Origin of the sequence: Sphingomonas sp. LM7, assembly GCF_002002925.1 — a bacterium.
Classification (GTDB): Bacteria; Pseudomonadota; Alphaproteobacteria; order Sphingomonadales; family Sphingomonadaceae; genus Sphingomonas.
The window spans coordinates 3,488,153-3,506,640 of the sequence record NZ_CP019511.1 but is presented as its reverse complement, the minus strand read 5'-3'; the positions used below and the strand labels follow the sequence as shown (position 1 = coordinate 3,506,640).

Here is an 18,488-nt window from a genome sequence, read left to right as displayed (position 1 = left end):
TCGCCATGTCGCGGGTGCTACCACGCCGCTAGTTCTTCAGCCGGTATCCGGTGCGGAAGATCGCGACGATCAGCCCGAGGCAGAGCAGCAGGAACAGCCCGGTGACGCCGAGGCTCCACCACACGCCGACATCGCCCTCCCCGAAGAAACTCCAGCGGAAGCCGCTGACGAGGTATACCACCGGGTTGAACAGGCTCACCGTGCGCCACGGCTCGGGCAGCATGTCGATCGAATAGAACGCGCCGCCGAGGAAGGTCAGCGGGGTGACCAGCAGCGCCGGCACGACGTTCAGTTGCTCGAAGCCCTTCGCCCAGATGCCGATGATGAAGCCGAACATGCTGAAGGTGACCGAGGTCAGCACGAGGAACGCCAGCATCGCCGCGGGGTGATCGATCCGCAGCGGCACGAAGAACGCCGATGTGACCAGGATGATCAGTCCGATCACGATCGACTTGGTCGCCGCCGCACCGACGAACCCGATCACCATCTCGACCGCCGAGATCGGCGCGGAGAGAAGCTCGAACACCGTGCCAGTGAACTTCGGGAAATAGATCCCGATCGATGCATTGGCGATGCTCTGGGTGAGCAGCGACAGCATGATCAGCCCGGGGACGAGGAAGCTGCCGTAATTGACGTTGCCGATCGCGTCGATCCGGCTGCCGATCGCGCCGCCGAACACGATGAAATAGAGCGACGTGGTGATCACCGGCGTCGCCACGCTCTGCCACAGCGTGCGCAAGGTGCGCGCCATCTCGAACTTGTAGATCGCCCAGATGCCGCGGAAATTGATGCCGGTCATGCCGCGGCTCCCTCGTTCGACGCTTCCTTGTGCTCGACCAGGTCGACGAAGATGTCCTCGAGGCTCGACTTGGAGGTATCGAGATCCTTGAAGGCGATGCCGAGGTCCGAAAGCTTGCGCAGCAGCGACGGGATGCCGGTGCGTTCGGCCTGCGCGTCGAACACATAGCGCAACCGGTGCCCCTCATCCTCGAGGGTAAGGTGCCATTCGTCGAGCTCGGCGGGGATCGCCGTCATCGGATCGACCAGCGCGATGTCCATCTCGCGCTTGCCGAGCTTCTTCATCAGTGCGGCCTTTTCCTCGACCAGCAGCAGCTGCCCCTTGTTGATCACGCCCACGCGGTCGGCCATTTCCTCGGCCTCCTCGATATAATGCGTGGTCAGGATGATCGTCGTGCCGCGCTCGCGCAGCTTGCCGATCATCTTCCACATGTCGCGGCGCAGCGACACGTCGACCCCCGCGGTGGGCTCGTCGAGGAACAGGATGTCGGGCTCGTGGCTGAGCGCCTTGGCGATCATCACCCGGCGCTTCATCCCGCCCGAGAGTTCCATGATCTTGGCGTCGCGCTTGTCCCACAGCGACAGGTCCTTGAGCACCTGATCGAGATGCGCCTGGTCGGGCTTCTTGCCGAACAGCCCGCGCGAGAAGCGCAGGGTCGAGCCGACGGTGGAGAACATGTCGACTGCGATCTCCTGCGGCACCAGCCCGATCCGCGAGCGCGCCTCGCGCGGGTGGCGGATCGCGTCATGGCCGTCGACCAGGATCGTCCCCGAACTGGGCGTGACGATCCCGCAGATGATGCTGATCAGCGTGGTCTTGCCCGCGCCATTGGGGCCGAGAAGCGCGAAGATCTCGCCGCGGCGGATCTCCAGATCGACATGGTCGAGCGCCTTATGGCCCGAGCCATAGGTCTTGCTGACCTGGGAAACCGACAGAATGGATTGCATGGGGGACCCCGGACCGGAACGGATCCGTTACGTAGGGTTGCCCCCCGCAGGCGGCAACCCGCGCACGATTATTTCGCTGCCCGCGCCTCGGCCACGGCCGCTGCCAGCCCGGCATAATCGCGCGCGCCCGAGAGCAGCTTGCCGCCGATTACCCATGCCGGCGTGCCGGTCATCGCCAGCGCCTCGCCCAGCTTGTGGTTGGACAGCAGCTCCGCCTCGACTGGCTTGGACTGGCTCGCCTTGGTTGCCAGCGCCTTGTCGAGACCGGCCTTTTCGGCGGCCGCCGCGATATTCTGCGCATTGGGCTGGCCCGCGGCATAGAGCGCGTCGTGGAAGGCGCGGAACTTGCCCTGTTCCGCCGCGGCCAGCGCCAGCCGCGCCGCGACGGCGCTTTCGGGGCCGAGCACCGGGAATTCGCGATAGACCACGCGGACGCCCGGATCCTTGGCGATCAATTCCTCGATGCCCGGCAGGCTCGCGCGGCAATAGCCGCAGGCATAATCCATGAACGCCACCACGGTGACGTCGCCATTGGGATTGCCCGCCCATGCACTCGCATAAGGCTTTTGCAGCTGGGCGAGATGCTGCGGCACCGCCTTTTGCGCACCCTGCTGGGCCTGCTGGTAGCGCGCATCCTCGCGCGCACGCAGGCGGTCCATCGCCTCGGGCAGCACTTCGGGATGTTCCAGCAGATAGCCGCGGATCGCGGGCCCGGCGATACCGGGCATCCAGCTCAGCACCAGCGCGAACAGCCCGGCGCCGAGCAGCGCCGACAACAGCATCGCGCCGGCAAGCGCCAGCGGACTGCGCAACACGCGTTCGGTCACCGGCGCTTCCGCTTCTGTTCTTCCATCGCAGTCTGCGACACCATTGCGATGTCCTGCGCGCGGACCCAGTCGGTCGATCCCTGCGGCAGGTTCGCCATCGCCGACCGCGCGCTGACCAGCGCGGTGCGGATATCGCCCATCAGATGCGCGCGCTCGGCCGTGGCGAGCGCCGTGCGCGGCTCGTCGCCCTTGCGCTCATAGACGGTGCCGAGCTGCATCCAGGCGAACGGGTTCTCCTTGTCGCGCGAGACCGCGGTGCGCAGCACCTGTTCGGCTTCGGCAAGGTTCGCCTTGTCTTCGGTGGCGAGCAGCGCATGGCCGAAGGTCGCGGCGATCAGCGGCTGGTTGTTCGATCGCCGCGTGGCTTCGCGCAGCGGCGCGATCGCTTCGGCCGGCCTGCCCGATTCGAGCAGGATCTGCCCTTCGAGCTCGAGGAAATAGGGATCGTCGGGCGCAGTCTTGACCAATGCCGAGGTCTCGGCCGCCGCCTGCTCGGGATAGCCCGATTTGTGATAGGCATAGGCCCGCGCATAATGCGCCGGCGCCGACTGGTCGCTCGCCGGATAGAGCCGCATCGTCTTTTCGGGCTCGCTGACATAGCCGCGCAGCTTGGCCTGCACCCGCTTGAAGCGCAGCTCGATCTTCGGATCGGACGGCTTGCCCCATGCCGGCGCCGCCTGCAGATCGGCCTTGAGCGTCTGGACGCGATCGGCGGACATCGGATGGGTCTGCGCGAACGGATCGACTTCGGGGTTGGTCGAATAAAAGCCGTAGCGGTGCATCTGTGCGGTCAGCTTGTCGAAGAAGCTGAGCATGCCCTTGCCCGAGATCCCGGCGCCATTGATGAAGCGCACCCCCGCGGCATCGGCCGAGGATTCCTGGATGCGGCTGAAGGCGAGATATTTTCCGAGCGCCGCGCGCTGGCCCATCATCAGGATGCCGGTGCCCGCCTCGCCCGCGCCCGCCGCCATCGCCGCGGCGCCCAGCAACAGGCTGAGGATCGAAATGTTGGTATAGCCGCCGTCGTTCTGGAACACCGCGTGCCCGCCGACGATATGGCCGATCTCGTGCGCGATCACGCCCTGGACTTCGTTGGCGCTGTCGGCGGCGTCGAGCAGCCCCGAATGGATGTAGACGATCTGCCCGCCCGCGACGAAGGCGTTGATCGACTGGTCGTTGACCAGCACCACGCGGACATTGGTGGGCGACAGCCCGGCCGCGATGATGATCTCGCGCGACATGTCGGCGAGCAGCGCTTCGGTCTCGGCGTCGCGCAGGATCGATTGCGCCATTGCCGGGCGCGCGGCGAACAGGCTCAGGCAAAGGAAGGCCAATATGGCCGCAGAACGCTTCATGCGCGGCATCATCGGGGCAAACTCCTCTGGCGGCAACGCTGTTGGGTATGCGCGATGAACATGTCGTGAAGCCGCCTCGGGAGCGTGCGGACGCAGGGCCCGCACGCTCCCTTTGGCATCAGGCGCCGAAGGTCCGCTGCCACCAGCCGCGGCGGGGCGAACCCGATTCGTCCGTACCATCGCCGTCCGATTCGCCGGACGCCAGGTCCTGCGCGACCGAATCGGCTTCGGCAGGTGCCTCGACCGAGGTGTCGGCGGGTGCCGGTGCCGCCTGCGCGGCAGCCTTGCGGCGCGTCCGCTTGGGCTTTTCGGCCGCGGCTTCGACGGCTTCAGCGATGACGGCCTCGGGCGCCGGCACCACCGCCGCTTCGACCGGCACGGCTTCGGCATCGGCCTTCTTCTTGCGGCTGCGCTTCGGCTTCTCGGCAGGCGCCTCGGCCACCGGCACGGCCTCGACCGTGTCGGCTTCGGCGGTCACGTCAGCCGGAGCATCGGCATCGGCCTTCTTGCGGCGCGAACGCTTGGGCTTGGCAGGTGCCTCGACCGGCTCGGGCGCGGCATCGGCCTCGCCGAGCGCTGCGACATCGCCGATCGGCTCCGCCGCATCGTCGGTTGCGCCGGCTGCCTCGGCCGTGCCTTCGTCCTGGCCGGAACCGCGACGACCGCCACGACGACCGCGCCGGCGGCGCTTGCGGCCGCCCTCGCCTTCGTCGCCGCCATCGGTGTCGGCACGCTCGGCGGTCTCGGCCTCTGCGCCGGTCTCGACGGGCGCATCGCCCTCGTCCTCGCGCTCGCCTTCGCCGGCTTCGTTTTCGCCGTTCTCACCGTTCTCGCCTTCGCCATTCTCGTGCTCGCGGCCGCGACGGCCACGACCACGACGGCGGCGACGGCGCTTGCCGCGGCCTTCGCCCTCGCCTTCGTCGCGCTCGCGCGCTTCGCGGGGCTGGCGGGCGCGGGGCGCTTCGGCCTCGGCTTCTTCCTGCTCGACTTCTTCCTCGTCGATCTCCTCGACATAGTCGTCATCGTCTTCGGGCTCTTCGATCAGCCGCTCGATCTTCGGCGCGTGCGCAGGCGGCGGGCCGCCGGCCTCGACCGACATGCGCGCACCCTCGACATCGCCGTCGGACACGACTTCGACCAGGACGCCATAGCGGTCCTCGATCTCGGCCAGTTCGGCGCGCTTGCGGTTGAGCAGATAGAATGCCGCTTCCTGGCTGGCGCGCAGCGTGATCTGCGAACCGCGGCCGCGGGCGGCCTCGTCCTCGATCAGGCGCAGTGCCGACAGGCCGGCCGACGACGCGGTGCGGACAAGGCCGGTGCCTTCGCAATGCGGGCACTGGCGAGTCGATGCTTCGAGAACGCCGGTGCGCAGGCGCTGGCGGCTCATCTCCATCAGGCCGAATGCCGAGATGCGGCCGACCTGGATGCGGGCGCGATCGTTCTTGAGCGCCTCCTTCATCGCCTTCTCGACCTTACGGACGTTCGATCCGTGATCCATGTCGATGAAGTCGATGACGACGAGGCCGGCCATGTCGCGCAGGCGCAGCTGGCGGGCGATCTCGTGCGCGGCCTCAAGGTTGGTCGCGGTCGCGGTCTGCTCGATATTGTGCTCGCGCGTCGAGCGGCCCGAGTTGATGTCGATCGAGACGAGCGCCTCGGTCGGGTTGATCACCAGATAGCCGCCGCTCTTGAGCTGGACGACCGGATTGTACATCGCCGAAAGCTGGTCCTCGACGCCGGCGCGCTGGAACAGCGGCACGGCATCGGCATATTGCTTCACCTTCTTGGCGTGGCTCGGCATCAGGAGCTTCATGAAGTCCTTGGCCTGGCGGTATCCGTCCTCGCCTTCGACGATCACTTCGTCGATGTCGCGATTATAGATGTCGCGGATCGCGCGCTTGAGCAGATCGCTGTCGCCATAGACGAGCGCCGGCGCCGACGATTGCAGCGTCGTCTCGCGGATCCCGTCCCACAGCCGGGCAAGATAGTCGAAGTCGCGCTTGATCTCGGTCTTGGTGCGCTGGAGCCCCGCGGTGCGGACGATGCAGCCCATCGACGGCGGCAGCTTGAGGTCCGACATGATCGTCTTGAGGCGCTTGCGATCGGCAGCCGAGCTGATCTTGCGCGAGATGCCGCCGCCATGCGCGGTGTTGGGCATCAGCACGCAGTAACGGCCGGCGAGCGACAGATAGGTGGTCAGCGCCGCGCCCTTGTTGCCGCGCTCTTCCTTGACGACCTGGACCAGCAGCACCTGGCGGCGGCGGATCACGTCCTGGATCTTGTAGCGGCGGCGCAGGTTCATGCGGCGCTGGCGCAGTGCCTCGGCCTCGTCTTCCTTGCCGCCACGTCCGCGGCGGCGGCCACGGCCGCGACCGCGCCCGTTTTCGCCTTCGCCGCCTTCTTCGCCCTCGGCGGTCTCGCCGTCGGACTCTTCCTCATGCTCGTCGTCGTCGTGCGGACGCTCGAGAACCTCTACGCCGTCCTCGCCTTCGAGATGATCGTCGTCGTCGCCGTCATCCTGCGCGCGCAGTGCGGCTTCCTCGGCGGCGTGCTCGGCCTCTTCGCGGAGCAGGGCTTCGCGATCTTCCTTGGGGATCTGGTAATAATCGGGATGGATTTCGCTGAAAGCGAGGAAGCCGTGGCGGTTGCCGCCGTAATCGACGAACGCCGCCTGCAGCGACGGTTCGACGCGAGTAACCTTGGCTAGATAGATATTGCCCTTGAGCTGCTTTCGCTCGGCAGACTCGAAGTCAAACTCCTCGATCCGGTTCCCTTTGACGACGGCAACCCGGGTTTCCTCCCGGTGCCGCGCGTCGATCAGCATACGCATGGTCATTTATTATTCTCCGGGCGCGCCGGCCTGGACCCCTGAAGGCTATGTTCCCGAAGGGATGAGGCGCGAGCGCGCGATACAAGATGCGGCCTTGGCCGGCGGAGCCGGCTGTGGTCTCGCAGGTTTCGAAAACTGCTGCTGCTCGCAAAACACGCCCGGACGCGTGGTCCGGAAGCTCCGCCATCGTCACGCGGCCGGCCGAAAGGGCCTGGCGGGTGGGACGATGGGGAAATTGCCTCATGCGAGCGTCAACCTGAACTGTCGCGGCAGATGTGGCCGCGAATATCGCCCGATCAAGGATCGGAGCACACGCTTGCTAGCACCCCCTGTGCCATGCGGCAACCACGCCACCGCGCAATAAACGCGCCTTCGCACCGGCAGATAATTGCCGGCAATCCGGCAAATTTATGCCGATTAACCAAGCTGTTTCACCTCGTCTTGGTCCGGCCTTCCTAAAAAGCATCCGTCAGGGAAGACGTGTCTCAGAGTTAGGTATCATGGATTTGGGCTGGACCCCTCAAGGCCCGGCGCGCCATATCGCGCGGGTGTTATTCCTGCTTGCCCTTCTCTCCGGCTGGTTGACCGGGGTGCCGAGTTGGGCGGGCGCCGTTCAGGACGTGCGCGTGCACGGCGATCGCATCGTCGTGACATTCGACGCGCCCGTCACGCAGGCGAGCGCCTTCCTCTTATCGGGCCCGCAGCGCATCGCGCTCGACATCGCCGGTGCCGAGCCCGGCCGCGCGGCCATTGCCGGTGGGGCAGTTTCCAAGATCCGCCAGGGCGCGCAGGGCGATGGCGCGCGCGTGGTCTTCGATCTCGCCCGCCCGGCAATCGTGTCGGAGGGCAAGTTCGGCAAGGATGGCCGCACGCTCACGCTCCAGCTCCGCACCGTCGACGACGAGCGTTTCGCCCGCGCCGCGGCCGAGCGCCGGATGAGCTTCCTGCCGCCCTTCACCTATCTCCAGCCCGCGCGCCGGCATCCGTACAGCGTGTCGATGGCGCTGCCCAAGCGCGTGTCGAGCGCCCGGCTGCCGCGCGTCTATGGCGATCCCAGCCGGCCGCTGGTGGTCATCGATGCCGGCCATGGCGGGCATGATCCCGGCGCGATCTCTTCGGACGGCGAGCTCCGCGAGAAGGAAGTCACCCTCGCGGTCGCCACTGCGATCAAGGATGCGCTGCTCGCCTCGGGCCGGGTCCGCGTCGCGCTCACCCGCGAGGACGATCGCTTCCTGATTCTCCAGGAGCGCTACGGCCTCGCGCGGCGATTGAAGGCCGATCTGTTCATTTCGGTCCATTGCGACAGCGCCGGAAACCCCGACGCCACCGGCGCCACCGTCTACACGCTTTCCGAAGTCGCTTCGGACAAGGAGGCCGCGCGCCTCGCCGCGCGCGAGAACAAGGCCGACATCCTCGCCGGAGTCGATCTCGGCGTCGCCAGTCCCGACATCTCGTCGATCCTGATCGATCTCACCCAGCGCGAGACGATGAACATGTCCGCCAATTTCGCCCGGCTGCTCGGCCGCGAGGCGCAGCCGCTCATCCCGATCAAGGCCAATTACCACCGCATGGCCTCGCTGATGGTGCTCAAGGCGCCCGACATGCCCTCGGTGCTGTTCGAGACCGGCTATATCTCGAACCTGAGCGACGCGGCGTTCCTCGCGTCGAGCGACGGGCAGCGCAAAGTGGCGCAAAGCGTTCGCAAGGCGGTGGAAATCCACTTCGCCACGCGCCTCGCAGCGCGCTGATCTCGTTTCCCTCATGCGCTCATTATAGAGGCGAAACGGACGAGTTGATTTCGCGGGCGTTTTGATCGGGTTTCATCGCCCAAGAAAGTTGCTACACCGCACCCCGCATGGCGGACGGCAGCATTTCCAGCGAAAAAGTGACCATCAAACGCGGGGCCGGGGGAGTCCGCGGCTGGTATGGCCGCGTCCACCGGCGCTGGTGGTTCCGGATCCTCGCCTGGCTAGCCTTGCTCGCCGGGCTGTTCTGGTTCCTGATCTGGCTGCTGATCGCGCGCAACCTGCCTTCGGTCGATACGCTGCGCGCCTATGAGCCGCCGCTGCCGACCAATGTCCGCTCGGCCGACGGCACCCCGATCCACAGCTATGCCCGCGAGCGCCGCGTCCAGCTGAGCTACGCCGAATATCCCAAGCAATTGGTCGAGGCGTTCCTCTCGGCCGAGGACAAGACCTTCTTCAGCCATCACGGCATCGACATCCCCGGTCTGGCACGCGCCGCGATCCAGGGAATCATGAGCGGATCGACCCCGCGCGGCACCTCGACGATCACCCAGCAGGTCGCCAAGAACCTGCTGATCGGCAACGAAGTCAGCTATCTGCGCAAGGGCAAGGAAGCGATCCTCGCCTACAAGATCGAGAATTCGCTCTCCAAGGAGCAGATCCTCGAACTCTACCTCAATTCGATCGAGCTCGGCCGCAATGCCGGCGGCGTCGAGGCGGCGAGCCAGGCCTATTTCGGCAAGGAGCTCGACCAGCTCACGCTGCCGCAAATGGCGTACCTCGCGATCCTGCCCAAGGGCCCGGCCAATTATTCGCCCGAACGCTATGAGGAACGCGCGCTGGAGCGGCGCAACTGGGTGCTCGGCCAAATGCATGAGAACGGCTTCATCAGCCTGGCCGATCGCGATGCCGCGCGCGCCGCGCCACTCGGCACCGTGCCGCGCCAGACGCCGAAATATGAGCGTGTCGGCGGCTATTTCGTCGAGGACGTCCGCCGCCAGCTGATCGACAAGTTCGGCGAGAAGGCCGAGGACGGCCCGCACAGCGTCTATGGCGGCGGGCTGTGGGTGCGCACGTCGCTCGACCCCCGGCTCCAGGAATATGCCCAGAAGGCATTGCGCGACGGCCTGCTCCGCTATGATCGCGGTCGCGGCTGGTCGGGTCCGATCAACCATATCGATGTCGACAATGGCTGGCTCCAGCCCTTCCTCAACACCAATATCGGCGTCGATTACGAGGATTGGCGCGCCGCAGTGGCGATCGATCGCACCGCCGGCGGCTGGGAAATCGGCTTCGACAACGGCCAGACCGGCACGCTGCCGCGCAGCCTCGCGACGATGCCCGTCCGCGGCAAGGGCGGCGAGGCGTTCGCGGCGATCAAGGCGGGCGACATCCTCGCCGTCGCCCCCGAAGGCAGTGCCTGGGCGCTCCGCTCGGTCCCCAAGGTTTCGGGCGGCATGGTGGTCGAGGATCCGCGCACCGGCCGTGTCCTGGCGATGCAGGGCGGCTTCGATTCGCGGCTCCACCCGTTCAACAACGCCACGCAGGCGCAGCGCCAGCCGGGCTCGACGATCAAGCCCCTGGTCTATGCCGCGGCGATGGAAGCCGGGCTCACTCCGGCGACGATCGTCAACGATGCGCCGTTCTGCGTCTGGCAGGGTGCGGGCCTCGGCAACAAATGCTTCCGGAATTTCGGCAACCAGCGCGGCGCGGGCCCCAAGACCCTGCGCTGGGGCGTCGAGCAGTCGCGCAATCTGATGACCGTCCAGGTCGCCAATCAGATCGGCATGGAAAAGGTCGTCGACCTGATCCAGCGCGTCGGCGTCTCCAAGCAGAAATTCCCCAATTATCTCAGCTATGCGCTGGGCGCGGGCGAGACCACCGTGCTGCGCATGGTCAATGCCTATTCGATCCTGGTGAACCATGGCCGCGCGCTCAATCCGACGCTGATCGACTTCGTCCAGAACCGCCGCGGCGAAGTGATCTTCCCCGAAAACTGGCGCGCCTGCGATCGCTGCAACGCCCGCGACTATGACGGCGGTGCGATGCCGCGCCCGATCACCCGCGCCCGCCAGGTGGTCGAGCCGATGAGCGCATATCAGATCGTCCACATCACCGAAGGCGTGATCCAGCGCGGCACCGCGACGATCCTGCGCGATCTCGGCCGCCCGATCATGGGCAAGACCGGCACCACTTCGGGCCCGACCGACGTGTGGTTCGTCGGCGGCACCCCGCAGATGATCGGCGGCCTCTATCTGGGCTATGACAACCCGACCAATCTCGGCGGCTATGCCCAGGGCGGCTCGATCGCCGCGCCGATCTTCAAGCAGTTCGCCGTCCCTGCGTTCAAGGACATGGAAGTCCTGCCATTCACCGCGCCTGCCGGCATCCGCATGGCGCGAATCGATCGCGGCAGCGGCCGCCGCGTGACCGGTGGCTGGCCGACCAGCGATCCACTCGCCTCGATCATCTGGGAAGCGTTCAAGCCCGAAGTCGAGCCGCAGCGCCGCCGCCGCGGGCAAGAGGAAGAGGCCGAGAAGAAGGCAGTCGAACGGAAGGCGGCACCGAAGACCCAGGCGCCCGGAGACAGCGATTTCTTGCAACGCGAGGGCGGAATCTACTAGCGCGCCCGCTTCGTTCCTATCTTGCACTTACACGGCCCGTTCACCGGCCGGCTGAATTTACGTTGGAGAATATCATGCGCGCCGAAGCGCAGGCTCATGTCGACAAGATCAAGGCGGCGCTGGCATTGCTGCGCCGTTTCCTCGATTGGGACCGCGCGCTGCGCCGGCTCGACGAACTCAACGCGCGCGTCGAGGATCCCACCCTGTGGAACGACGCTAAGGCCGCGCAGGACGTGATGCGCGAACGCCGCCGCCTCGACGAGGCGATCGGCGCCACCCGCGCGATCGAGACCGAACTCAACGACACCGCCGAGCTGATCGAGATGGCCGAGGCCGAAGGCGACGAGGAAATGGCCAGCGAAGGCACCGCCGCGCTCGCCGCGCTCGCCAGCCGCGCCGAAGTCGACAAGGTGAAAGCCCTGCTTTCGGGCGAGGCCGATCCCAACGACACCTATATCGAGATCAACTCGGGTGCCGGCGGCACCGAGAGCCAGGACTGGGCCGGCATGCTCCAGCGCATGTATACGCGCTGGGCCGAGCGCCATGGCCTCAAGGTCGAGCTGATCGACTATCACGCCGGCGAGCAGGCCGGGATCAAGTCGGCGACGTTGCTGGTCAAGGGCGAGAACGCCTATGGTTACGCCAAGACCGAAAGCGGCGTCCACCGTCTCGTCCGCATCTCGCCCTACGACAGCGCCGCGCGGCGCCACACCTCGTTCTCGAGCGTGTGGGTCTATCCGGTGATCGATGACGACATCAACGTCGAGTATAACGAGAGCGACCTGCGCATCGACACCTACCGCGCATCGGGCGCGGGTGGCCAGCACATCAACACCACCGATTCGGCGGTGCGCATCACGCATATTCCAACCGGGATCGTGGTGCAGTGCCAGAACCAGCGTTCGCAGCACAAGAACAAGGCCGAGGCCTATAACCAGCTCCGCGCCCGCCTCTACGAGCGCGAGCTGGCGATCCGCGAGCAGGCGGCGAACGCAGAGAACGCCACCAAGACCGATATCGGCTGGGGCCACCAGATCCGTTCCTATGTCCTCCAGCCGTACCAGCTGGTGAAGGACCTGCGCACCGGCACCACTTCGACTGCGCCGGCCGACGTGCTCGACGGGGACCTCGACGCGTTCATGGCGGCTGCGCTATCGCAGCGCGTGACCGGCGAGACGGTCGAAGTGGAGGATGTCGATTGAGGTCAGCCCTGGCTCTGGGGTCCGCACTGCTGCTGCTCGTCGGGTGCGACGGCGGCGCGCGCGGTTTGAAGGAGCCAAAGGCGCAGACCCATACCGGCTTCCCCGCCGCGGACCGCCCGGTGGCGACGATCGTCTCGGCGCGCTGGTCGACCGAAGAGGCTCGGGACCGGCTCAACGAAGGCGGCAAGGTGATGGGCCTTGCAGGCATCGAAAAGGGCATGACCGTCGCCGATATCGGCGCGGGCGAGGGCTATTACACGATACGCCTGGCGCAGCGCGTCGGCGAAGACGGCCGCGTCGTTGCCGAGGACATCGTCCCCGAGACGATCGAGGCGCTGGGCAAGCGCGTGCTGCAGGAGCGGCTCGACAATGTCAGCGTCCGGCTCGGCCTGCCCGCCGATCCGCGCCTCCCCGAGGCGAGCTTCCACCGCGTGCTCATGGTCCACATGTATCACGAGATCGAGAGCCCCTACGAGTTCCTGTGGCGGTTGCGCCCGTCGCTGACTCCGGACGGCCAGGTGATCGTCGTCGATGCCGATCGGCCCACCGAGCATCACGGCACCCCGCCCGATCTGCTCAAATGCGAATTTGCCGCGGTGGGCTATGCGCTCGTGTCGATGCGGCCGATGCCGTCGGCCGGGGGCTATATCGCAATGTTCAAGGCCAGCGGCGCCCGCCCCGAGCCCGGTGCGCTCAAGGCCTGCAAGAGCGGCGCACGCGCCACGCCTGCGGCGGTCCAGCAGGGCCAGGGCTCAGAGTAGCCCGAGATTGCGGAAGCTGGTGATCCCCTGGGTCGCCACGATCAGGTGGTCGACCAGCCGCATTTCCAGCGTCGCCAGCGCCCGTGCCAGCAGCCGCGTCGCCTCGCGATCGGCGACACTGGGTGTCGGGTCGCCGCTGGGATGATTATGCGCCATCACCACCGCCACTGCGCCGAACGCCAGCGCATCGGCGGCGATCTCGCGGATCGGCAGCACCAGCCGGTCGATCGAGCCCGAGCGGGCATGGCGCATCCCGAGCACGCGCTGCTCGGCATCGAGATACACGAACACCATCACTTCGGTGGCCTCGTCGGCAAGGCACGCGAACAGCGCGCCTGCCGCATTGGCGTCCGCGATCCTGCGCGGCGCTTCGAGAGCTTCGAGGGCCATCGCCGATAGCTGCCAGCCACGCCGTGGCCGCCGAAGCGCAGACCGCTCCGCTTTGGCGAAATCAATCCTCCCTCGCTGCGCGGGGGAGGTAAAATTTGAGCGCGTCGACACTTCTATTCCCCTCCCTGAAAGGGAGGGGTCAGGGGTGGGTTCAGAAGGGGTCGGGGCCCAATGCCCGGCCGCTTCTGTTCTGCGAGATGGGTAATGAGTCATTTGAGCGCGCAAGCGCGCGCACCCACCCTACCCCTCCCTGCAAGCAGGGAAAGGAGTTTAAGATAGCGCTTCAGTTTACCCCGTTGCCGCACACCCGTCCCTGCCGCTAGGCTCTCCCGATGCGTCAATATCTCGACCTGATGGAACGCGCGCTGACTCACGGCGCGGAGACGATGGATCGCACGGGCACGGGCACCCGCTCGGTGTTCGGCCACCAGATGCGGTTCGATCTCGCTACTGGCTTCCCGCTGCTCACCACCAAGAAGCTCCATATCCGATCGATCGTCATCGAGCTGCTGTGGTTCCTGCGCGGCGACACCAATGTCCGCTGGCTGCAGGACCGCAAGGTGAGCATCTGGAACGAATGGGCCGACGAGGCCGGCGATCTCGGACCGGTCTACGGCAAGCAGTGGCGCCGCTGGGAAACCGCCGACGGCAAGGAGATCGACCAGATCGCCGAGCTGCTCGACCAGATCCGCAACAATCCCGGCTCGCGCCGCCAGATCGTCTCGGCGTGGAATCCCGGCGAGCTCCACGCGATGGCGCTGGCGCCGTGCCACTGCCTGTTCCAGACCTATGTCGCGAACGGCAAATTGAGCCTCCAGCTCTACCAGCGCTCGGCCGACATCTTCCTCGGCGTGCCGTTCAACATCGCGAGCTATGCGTTGCTCACCCATCTGCTCGCGCAGCAGGCGGGGCTCGAGGTCGGCGAGTTCATCTGGACCGGCGGCGACTGCCATCTCTATTCGAACCATCTCGATCAGGCGCGCGAGCAACTGGCCCGCGAACCCGGCCCGCTTCCCCGGCTCGAGATCCTGCGCAAGGCGCCGTCGATCGACAGCTATGAGTATGAGGATTTCGTGATCCACGACTATCAAGCCCAGGCGCACATCAAGGCACCGGTGGCGGTCTGATGCGCAAGACGATCCTGATCGGGCTGCTCGCCCTCGCCGGCTGCGGCGACAAGGACACGATGCCGACGGTCCAGACTGTCGAGGTGGTGAAGACCTTTCCCCATGATTCGCAGGCCTTCACCCAGGGGCTCTACATCGACGGCGGCACGCTGTTCGAAAGCACCGGCGAGGAAGGCACGTCGGGCATCCGCAAGGTCAATCTCGACACCGGCGAAGTCACTGCGCAGGCGCCGCTGTCGCCGCCCTATTTCGGAGAGGGCATCATCGGCTGGAAGGACCGGATCTACCAGCTGACCTGGAAGGACCAGAAGGGCTTCATCTATAATAAGGCCGATCTGAGCCCGAAGGGCGAGTTTGCCTATACCGGCGAAGGCTGGGGCCTCACCCATAACGGCAAGTCGGTGATCATGAGCGACGGCACTGCCACGCTTCGCTTCCTCGATCCCGAGACGATGGCGCAGCAATCGACGATCGCCGTCACTGCCAATGGCTGCCCGGTCACCCAGCTCAACGAACTCGAATGGGTCGATGGCGAGGTCTGGGCCAACATCTGGCAGACCGACCTGATCGCGCGGATCGATCCGGGCAGCGGCAAGGTGAAGGGATTCGTCGACGTCGCCGCGCTCGGCCCGCCCAGCCCCAGCGTCGACGAAGTGCCCAACGGCATCGCCTATGACGCCGCCGCCAAGCGCATCTTCGTGACCGGAAAGATGTGGCCGCAGCTCTACGAAGTGAAATTGAGCGACGGCCCGCCCAATGGCGTGGCTCAGGACCAGGCCGCACGGCTGATGCAATGCCAGCCGGGCGGATGATAACCTTCCACCTCGCCCGCGCCGACAACGGGGTGATCGGCAAGGACGGCAAGCTCCCCTGGCACCTGCCCGCCGACCTCAAGCGCTTCAAGGCGCAGACCATGGGCAAGCCGATGGTGATGGGGCGCAAGACCTTCGAGAGCTTCTCCAGCCCGCTCCCCGGCCGCCGCCACATCGTGCTGACCCGCGACACGAACTGGTCGGCCGAAGGCGCTGAAGTCGCCCACACGCCCGAAGCTGCACTCGCGCTGGCCGGCGAGGAGGCCGCAGTGATCGGCGGCGCCGAGGTGTTCGCATTGTACCTAGACCGCGCCGACGCCATCGAGCTGACCGAAGTCCATATCGATGCCGAAGGCGACGCCACCGTCCCCGCCTTCACCGGCTGGCGCGAAACCGCGCGCGAGGACCATCCGGGCGACGCCGGCCGCCCCGCCTACAGCTTCGTCACGCTGGAGCGCGCGCCATGAAGAAATGGCTGTGGGCCCTCGCCGCGGTGCTGCTCCTCGCCGGCATCGGCTTCTTCGGCATCGCCCCGCCGATCGTCGAGGCAGGGATGAACAAGGTCGTCCCCGGCCCGCTCCCCACGATCACCGCGCAGACCCGCGCGCTCCACGCCTCGCTCCAGATCGCCGACATGCACGGCGACACCCTGCTCTGGCGCCGCAGCCTGCTCGACCGCGCCGAACGCGGCCAGGTCGATTTGCCGCGGCTGATCGAAGGCAATGTCGCGCTGCAGATCTTCTCGTCGGTGACCAAGACCCCCAAGGGACAGAATTACGATTCGAACGGCGCCGACACCGACGCGCTGACGCTGCTCACCGTCGCACAGCTTCAGCCGCCGCGGACCTGGACGTCGCTGCTCGAACGCTCGCTGTGGCACGCGCGCAAGCTCGATCGCGCCGCGGCGGGATCCGACGGCAAGCTCCGCGTGATCCACACCCCTGCCGAGCTCGACGCGCTGCTCGCCGATCGCGCCGCGGGCCGCAAGATCGTCGGCGGCATGCTCTCGGTCGAGGGCCTGCAGGACATCGAGGGCAAGCTCGCCAATCTCGACACGCTCCATTCCGCAGGCTTCCGCATGGCCGGGCTCGCGCATTTCTTCGACAACGACGTCGCCGGATCGATGCACGGCGTGAACAAGGGCGGCCTCACCCCGCTCGGGCGCCAGGTGGTCGCGCGGATGGAGAAGCTCGGCATGATCGTCGACATCGCCCATTCGAGCCACCAGACGGTCGCCGAAGTGCTGGCGATGGCCAGGCGCCCGGTGGTCTCCAGCCATGGCGGCGTCCAGGCGACCTGCAAGGTCAACCGTAACCTGACCGACGCCGAAATCCGCGGCGTGGCGAAGACCGGCGGCGTCATCGGCATCGGCTATTGGGACGCCGCGCTCTGCTCGACTGCGCCCGAGGCCATCGCCCGCGCGATCGCGCATGTCCGCGACCTGGTCGGGATCGACCATGTCGGGCTCGGCTCGGACTTCGACGGCGCCGTGACGACCAGCTTCGATACGGCGCAGCTGGCGGCGGTGACGCAGGCGCTGGTCGATCGCGGCTTCACCCCCGGCGATATCCGCAAGGTGATGGGCGGCAATGTCCTGCGCGTGCTCCGCGCGGGGATCGTGCCCGACTAGCTCCTTCTCCCCTTGTGGGAGAAGGAAGGGGCCGCTCGCGAAGCGAGGGGGAAGGATGAGGGGGACGGAGTCTCTCCCCCTCACCCTTCCGCCGATTTCATCGGCTCCAGTGCTGAGGTAAACAGCGCCCCGCGCTGTTTAGGCCATGCCGGGGGCATGGCCGGCCTCAGCACTCTCTCCCACAAGGGGAGAGGGCTTTCAGTCGGGCTTTCCCCCCCCTATAGCCCCCGCCATGGAGCGACTGGACAACGGCTCGCCGCTTCCGGCGCATCTTCGCGGCGGGATCGTCGCGCTCGGCAATTTCGATGGGTTTCACCTCGGCCACCAGGCAGTGGTCGGCGGCGCAGTCGAACGTGCGCGCGCGCAGGGCCGTCCGGCAATCGTCGCCACCTTCGATCCGCATCCCAAGCGCTATTTCCAGCCCCAGACCGAGCATTTCCGCCTCACCACGCTCGACCAGCGCGCACGCCTGCTCGCCGCCGCGGGCGTCGACGCGATGCTCGTCTTCACCTTCGACGCCGCACTGGCGGGGCTCAGCGCGCGCGGCTTCGCCCAAGCCCAGCTCGGCGCGATCCTCGGCGCGGGCGGGGTGGTCACCGGCAACGACTTCACTTTCGGCAAGGGCCGCGAAGGCGATGTGACGATGCTCGCCGCGCTGGGCGAAGAACTCGGCTATTCCGCGCAAGTCGTCGCCCCGGTGACGCTCGACGGCGAGACCGTCTCCTCCAGCCGCATCCGTCGCTATCTGCGCGACGGCGATCCGCGCGGCGCAGCCAAGCTGCTGACGCGCCCCTTCGCGATCGCCGGCGCGGTCCAGCACGGCGCCAAGCTCGGCCGCACGCTCGGCTATCCCACCGCCAACATGGACCTCGCCAATTATCTGCGCCCTGCCTACGGCATCTACGCCGTGCGCGGCCGGCTGGCCGACGGGCGCGTGCTGGACGGCGTCGCCAATCTCGGCATCCGCCCGAGCTTCGATCCGCCGATCGAACTGCTCGAAAGCTATTTCTTCGAATTCGAGGGCGACCTCTACGATCAGGTGATCGAAGTCGCGCTGATCGACTATCTCCGCCCCGAGGCGAAGTTCGATTCACTCGACGCGCTCAAGGTCCAGATGGACGCCGATGCCGCAAAGGCGCGCGCGGTGCTCGCGCTCTAGACTCCCCTCCTCTTGGGGAGGGGCGTGCGTCGTAGATGCGCCCCTTTCAATGTAGGATTTCGTCTGGTCTATTCTGAGCGATGAAATCGAGCCCTCGCCCGGACTGTCAAACTGTCGCTTCGCCGTCGCGTCGGCGCCCGAATGTGTCGCTTGCGTGGCGCTTCACCGTCGCGCGGGCGTCGCCGCACGGTCGCGCATATGTCGCGCCGGTGTCGCGTGCCCGTCGGCAAGGTGTCGCGTCGCCGTCCTGTGCCGACCGCGCCAGGAGGGGCCCCGCCGC

Annotated in this window: 15 protein-coding genes; 9 read left to right on the top strand and 6 right to left on the bottom strand. The window is 66.8% G+C overall.

Features of this window, described 5'->3' with window-relative positions; translation table 11 throughout:
• Nucleotides 1-28: 28 nt before the first annotated feature.
• The 5 genes from BXU08_RS16365 to BXU08_RS16345 form a co-directional block, all read right to left on the bottom strand.
• Nucleotides 29-799 (bottom strand): ABC transporter permease, encoded by a 771-nt coding sequence (locus BXU08_RS16365; protein ID WP_077511018.1) that lies wholly within the window; start codon nucleotides 797-799, stop codon nucleotides 29-31.
• Nucleotides 796-1,746: an ABC transporter ATP-binding protein gene (locus BXU08_RS16360; protein WP_077511017.1), complete on the bottom strand. Its 951-nt coding sequence runs from the start codon at nucleotides 1,744-1,746 to the stop codon at nucleotides 796-798. The genes BXU08_RS16365 and BXU08_RS16360 overlap by 4 nt, the downstream gene beginning before the upstream one ends.
• Nucleotides 1,747-1,814: 68 nt before the next feature.
• The gene (locus BXU08_RS16355) at nucleotides 1,815-2,573 is read right to left on the bottom strand and encodes a DsbA family protein (RefSeq protein WP_253190401.1); all 759 of its coding nucleotides are present in this window, start codon (nucleotides 2,571-2,573) and stop codon (nucleotides 1,815-1,817) included.
• A complete protein-coding gene (locus BXU08_RS16350; RefSeq protein WP_077512518.1) occupies nucleotides 2,570-3,928 on the bottom strand; it encodes a M48 family metalloprotease in 1,359 nt (452 codons plus the stop codon). Before BXU08_RS16350 ends, BXU08_RS16355 begins: the two co-directional genes overlap by 4 nt.
• 118 nt (nucleotides 3,929-4,046) lie before the next feature.
• Nucleotides 4,047-6,764 (bottom strand): Rne/Rng family ribonuclease, encoded by a 2,718-nt coding sequence (locus BXU08_RS16345; RefSeq protein WP_253190400.1) that lies wholly within the window; start codon nucleotides 6,762-6,764, stop codon nucleotides 4,047-4,049.
• A 494-nt stretch (nucleotides 6,765-7,258) separates the two neighbouring features.
• Between BXU08_RS16345 and BXU08_RS16340 the strand changes: the two genes are divergently transcribed.
• From BXU08_RS16340 to BXU08_RS16325, 4 genes are all read left to right on the top strand, one after another.
• Nucleotides 7,259-8,506 carry an N-acetylmuramoyl-L-alanine amidase gene (locus BXU08_RS16340; RefSeq protein WP_077511015.1) on the top strand — a complete coding sequence of 416 codons (1,248 nt, stop codon included), beginning with the start codon at nucleotides 7,259-7,261 and terminating at the stop codon, nucleotides 8,504-8,506.
• Nucleotides 8,507-8,613: 107 nt separating this feature from the next.
• Nucleotides 8,614-11,127: a penicillin-binding protein 1A gene (locus BXU08_RS16335; RefSeq protein WP_077511014.1), complete on the top strand. Its 2,514-nt coding sequence runs from the start codon at nucleotides 8,614-8,616 to the stop codon at nucleotides 11,125-11,127.
• Between the two features lie 74 nt (nucleotides 11,128-11,201).
• Nucleotides 11,202-12,329, top strand: a complete 1,128-nt coding sequence (prfB, locus tag BXU08_RS16330; protein ID WP_077511013.1) for a peptide chain release factor 2 — start codon at nucleotides 11,202-11,204, stop codon at nucleotides 12,327-12,329.
• Nucleotides 12,326-13,090: a class I SAM-dependent methyltransferase gene (locus BXU08_RS16325; protein WP_171982549.1), complete on the top strand. Its 765-nt coding sequence runs from the start codon at nucleotides 12,326-12,328 to the stop codon at nucleotides 13,088-13,090. The genes prfB and BXU08_RS16325 overlap by 4 nt, the downstream gene beginning before the upstream one ends.
• On the opposite strand, the gene BXU08_RS16320 is transcribed toward BXU08_RS16325, so the two are convergent.
• The gene (locus BXU08_RS16320; protein ID WP_077511011.1) at nucleotides 13,082-13,480 is read right to left on the bottom strand and encodes a JAB domain-containing protein; all 399 of its coding nucleotides are present in this window, start codon (nucleotides 13,478-13,480) and stop codon (nucleotides 13,082-13,084) included. The genes BXU08_RS16325 and BXU08_RS16320 overlap by 9 nt on opposite strands.
• Nucleotides 13,481-13,812: 332 nt before the next feature.
• Here BXU08_RS16320 and BXU08_RS16315 point away from each other — a divergent pair, with 332 nt between their 5' ends.
• The 5 genes from BXU08_RS16315 (at nucleotide 13,813) to BXU08_RS16295 (ending at nucleotide 18,208) form a co-directional block, all read left to right on the top strand.
• On the top strand, nucleotides 13,813-14,607 hold the full coding sequence (locus BXU08_RS16315) for a thymidylate synthase (protein WP_077511010.1): 795 nt from the start codon (nucleotides 13,813-13,815) through the stop codon (nucleotides 14,605-14,607).
• Nucleotides 14,607-15,419, top strand: coding sequence for a glutaminyl-peptide cyclotransferase (locus BXU08_RS16310; protein ID WP_077511009.1), 813 nt, complete (start codon nucleotides 14,607-14,609; stop codon nucleotides 15,417-15,419). The genes BXU08_RS16315 and BXU08_RS16310 overlap by 1 nt, the downstream gene beginning before the upstream one ends.
• Nucleotides 15,416-15,886: a dihydrofolate reductase gene (locus tag BXU08_RS16305; protein WP_077511008.1), complete on the top strand. Its 471-nt coding sequence runs from the start codon at nucleotides 15,416-15,418 to the stop codon at nucleotides 15,884-15,886. The genes BXU08_RS16310 and BXU08_RS16305 overlap by 4 nt, the downstream gene beginning before the upstream one ends.
• Nucleotides 15,883-17,049, top strand: a complete 1,167-nt coding sequence (locus BXU08_RS16300) for a dipeptidase (protein WP_077511007.1) — start codon at nucleotides 15,883-15,885, stop codon at nucleotides 17,047-17,049. Before BXU08_RS16305 ends, BXU08_RS16300 begins: the two co-directional genes overlap by 4 nt.
• 232 nt (nucleotides 17,050-17,281) lie before the next feature.
• Complete coding sequence (locus BXU08_RS16295) at nucleotides 17,282-18,208, top strand: bifunctional riboflavin kinase/FAD synthetase (protein WP_077511006.1); 927 nt, start codon at nucleotides 17,282-17,284, stop codon at nucleotides 18,206-18,208.
• Nucleotides 18,209-18,488 lie beyond the last annotated feature (280 nt).

What these genes read in the sequence shown, in the direction of transcription:
- BXU08_RS16305 (WP_077511008.1), top strand. Translation starts at nt 15,416, where the DNA reads ATGATAACCTTCCACCTCGCCCGCGCCGACAACGGGGTGATCGGCAAG.
- BXU08_RS16365 (WP_077511018.1), bottom strand. Translation starts at nt 799, where the DNA reads ATGACCGGCATCAATTTCCGCGGCATCTGGGCGATCTACAAGTTCGAG.
- BXU08_RS16300 (WP_077511007.1), top strand. Translation starts at nt 15,883, where the DNA reads ATGAAGAAATGGCTGTGGGCCCTCGCCGCGGTGCTGCTCCTCGCCGGC.
- BXU08_RS16295 (WP_077511006.1), top strand. Translation starts at nt 17,282, where the DNA reads ATGGAGCGACTGGACAACGGCTCGCCGCTTCCGGCGCATCTTCGCGGC.
- BXU08_RS16315 (WP_077511010.1), top strand. Translation starts at nt 13,813, where the DNA reads ATGCGTCAATATCTCGACCTGATGGAACGCGCGCTGACTCACGGCGCG.
- BXU08_RS16360 (WP_077511017.1), bottom strand. Translation starts at nt 1,746, where the DNA reads ATGCAATCCATTCTGTCGGTTTCCCAGGTCAGCAAGACCTATGGCTCG.
- BXU08_RS16335 (WP_077511014.1), top strand. Translation starts at nt 8,614, where the DNA reads ATGGCGGACGGCAGCATTTCCAGCGAAAAAGTGACCATCAAACGCGGG.
- BXU08_RS16310 (WP_077511009.1), top strand. Translation starts at nt 14,607, where the DNA reads ATGCGCAAGACGATCCTGATCGGGCTGCTCGCCCTCGCCGGCTGCGGC.
- BXU08_RS16320 (WP_077511011.1), bottom strand. Translation starts at nt 13,480, where the DNA reads ATGGCCCTCGAAGCTCTCGAAGCGCCGCGCAGGATCGCGGACGCCAAT.
- prfB (WP_077511013.1), top strand. Translation starts at nt 11,202, where the DNA reads ATGCGCGCCGAAGCGCAGGCTCATGTCGACAAGATCAAGGCGGCGCTG.
- BXU08_RS16350 (WP_077512518.1), bottom strand. Translation starts at nt 3,928, where the DNA reads ATGAAGCGTTCTGCGGCCATATTGGCCTTCCTTTGCCTGAGCCTGTTC.
- BXU08_RS16345 (WP_253190400.1), bottom strand. Translation starts at nt 6,764, where the DNA reads ATGACCATGCGTATGCTGATCGACGCGCGGCACCGGGAGGAAACCCGG.
- BXU08_RS16340 (WP_077511015.1), top strand. Translation starts at nt 7,259, where the DNA reads ATGGATTTGGGCTGGACCCCTCAAGGCCCGGCGCGCCATATCGCGCGG.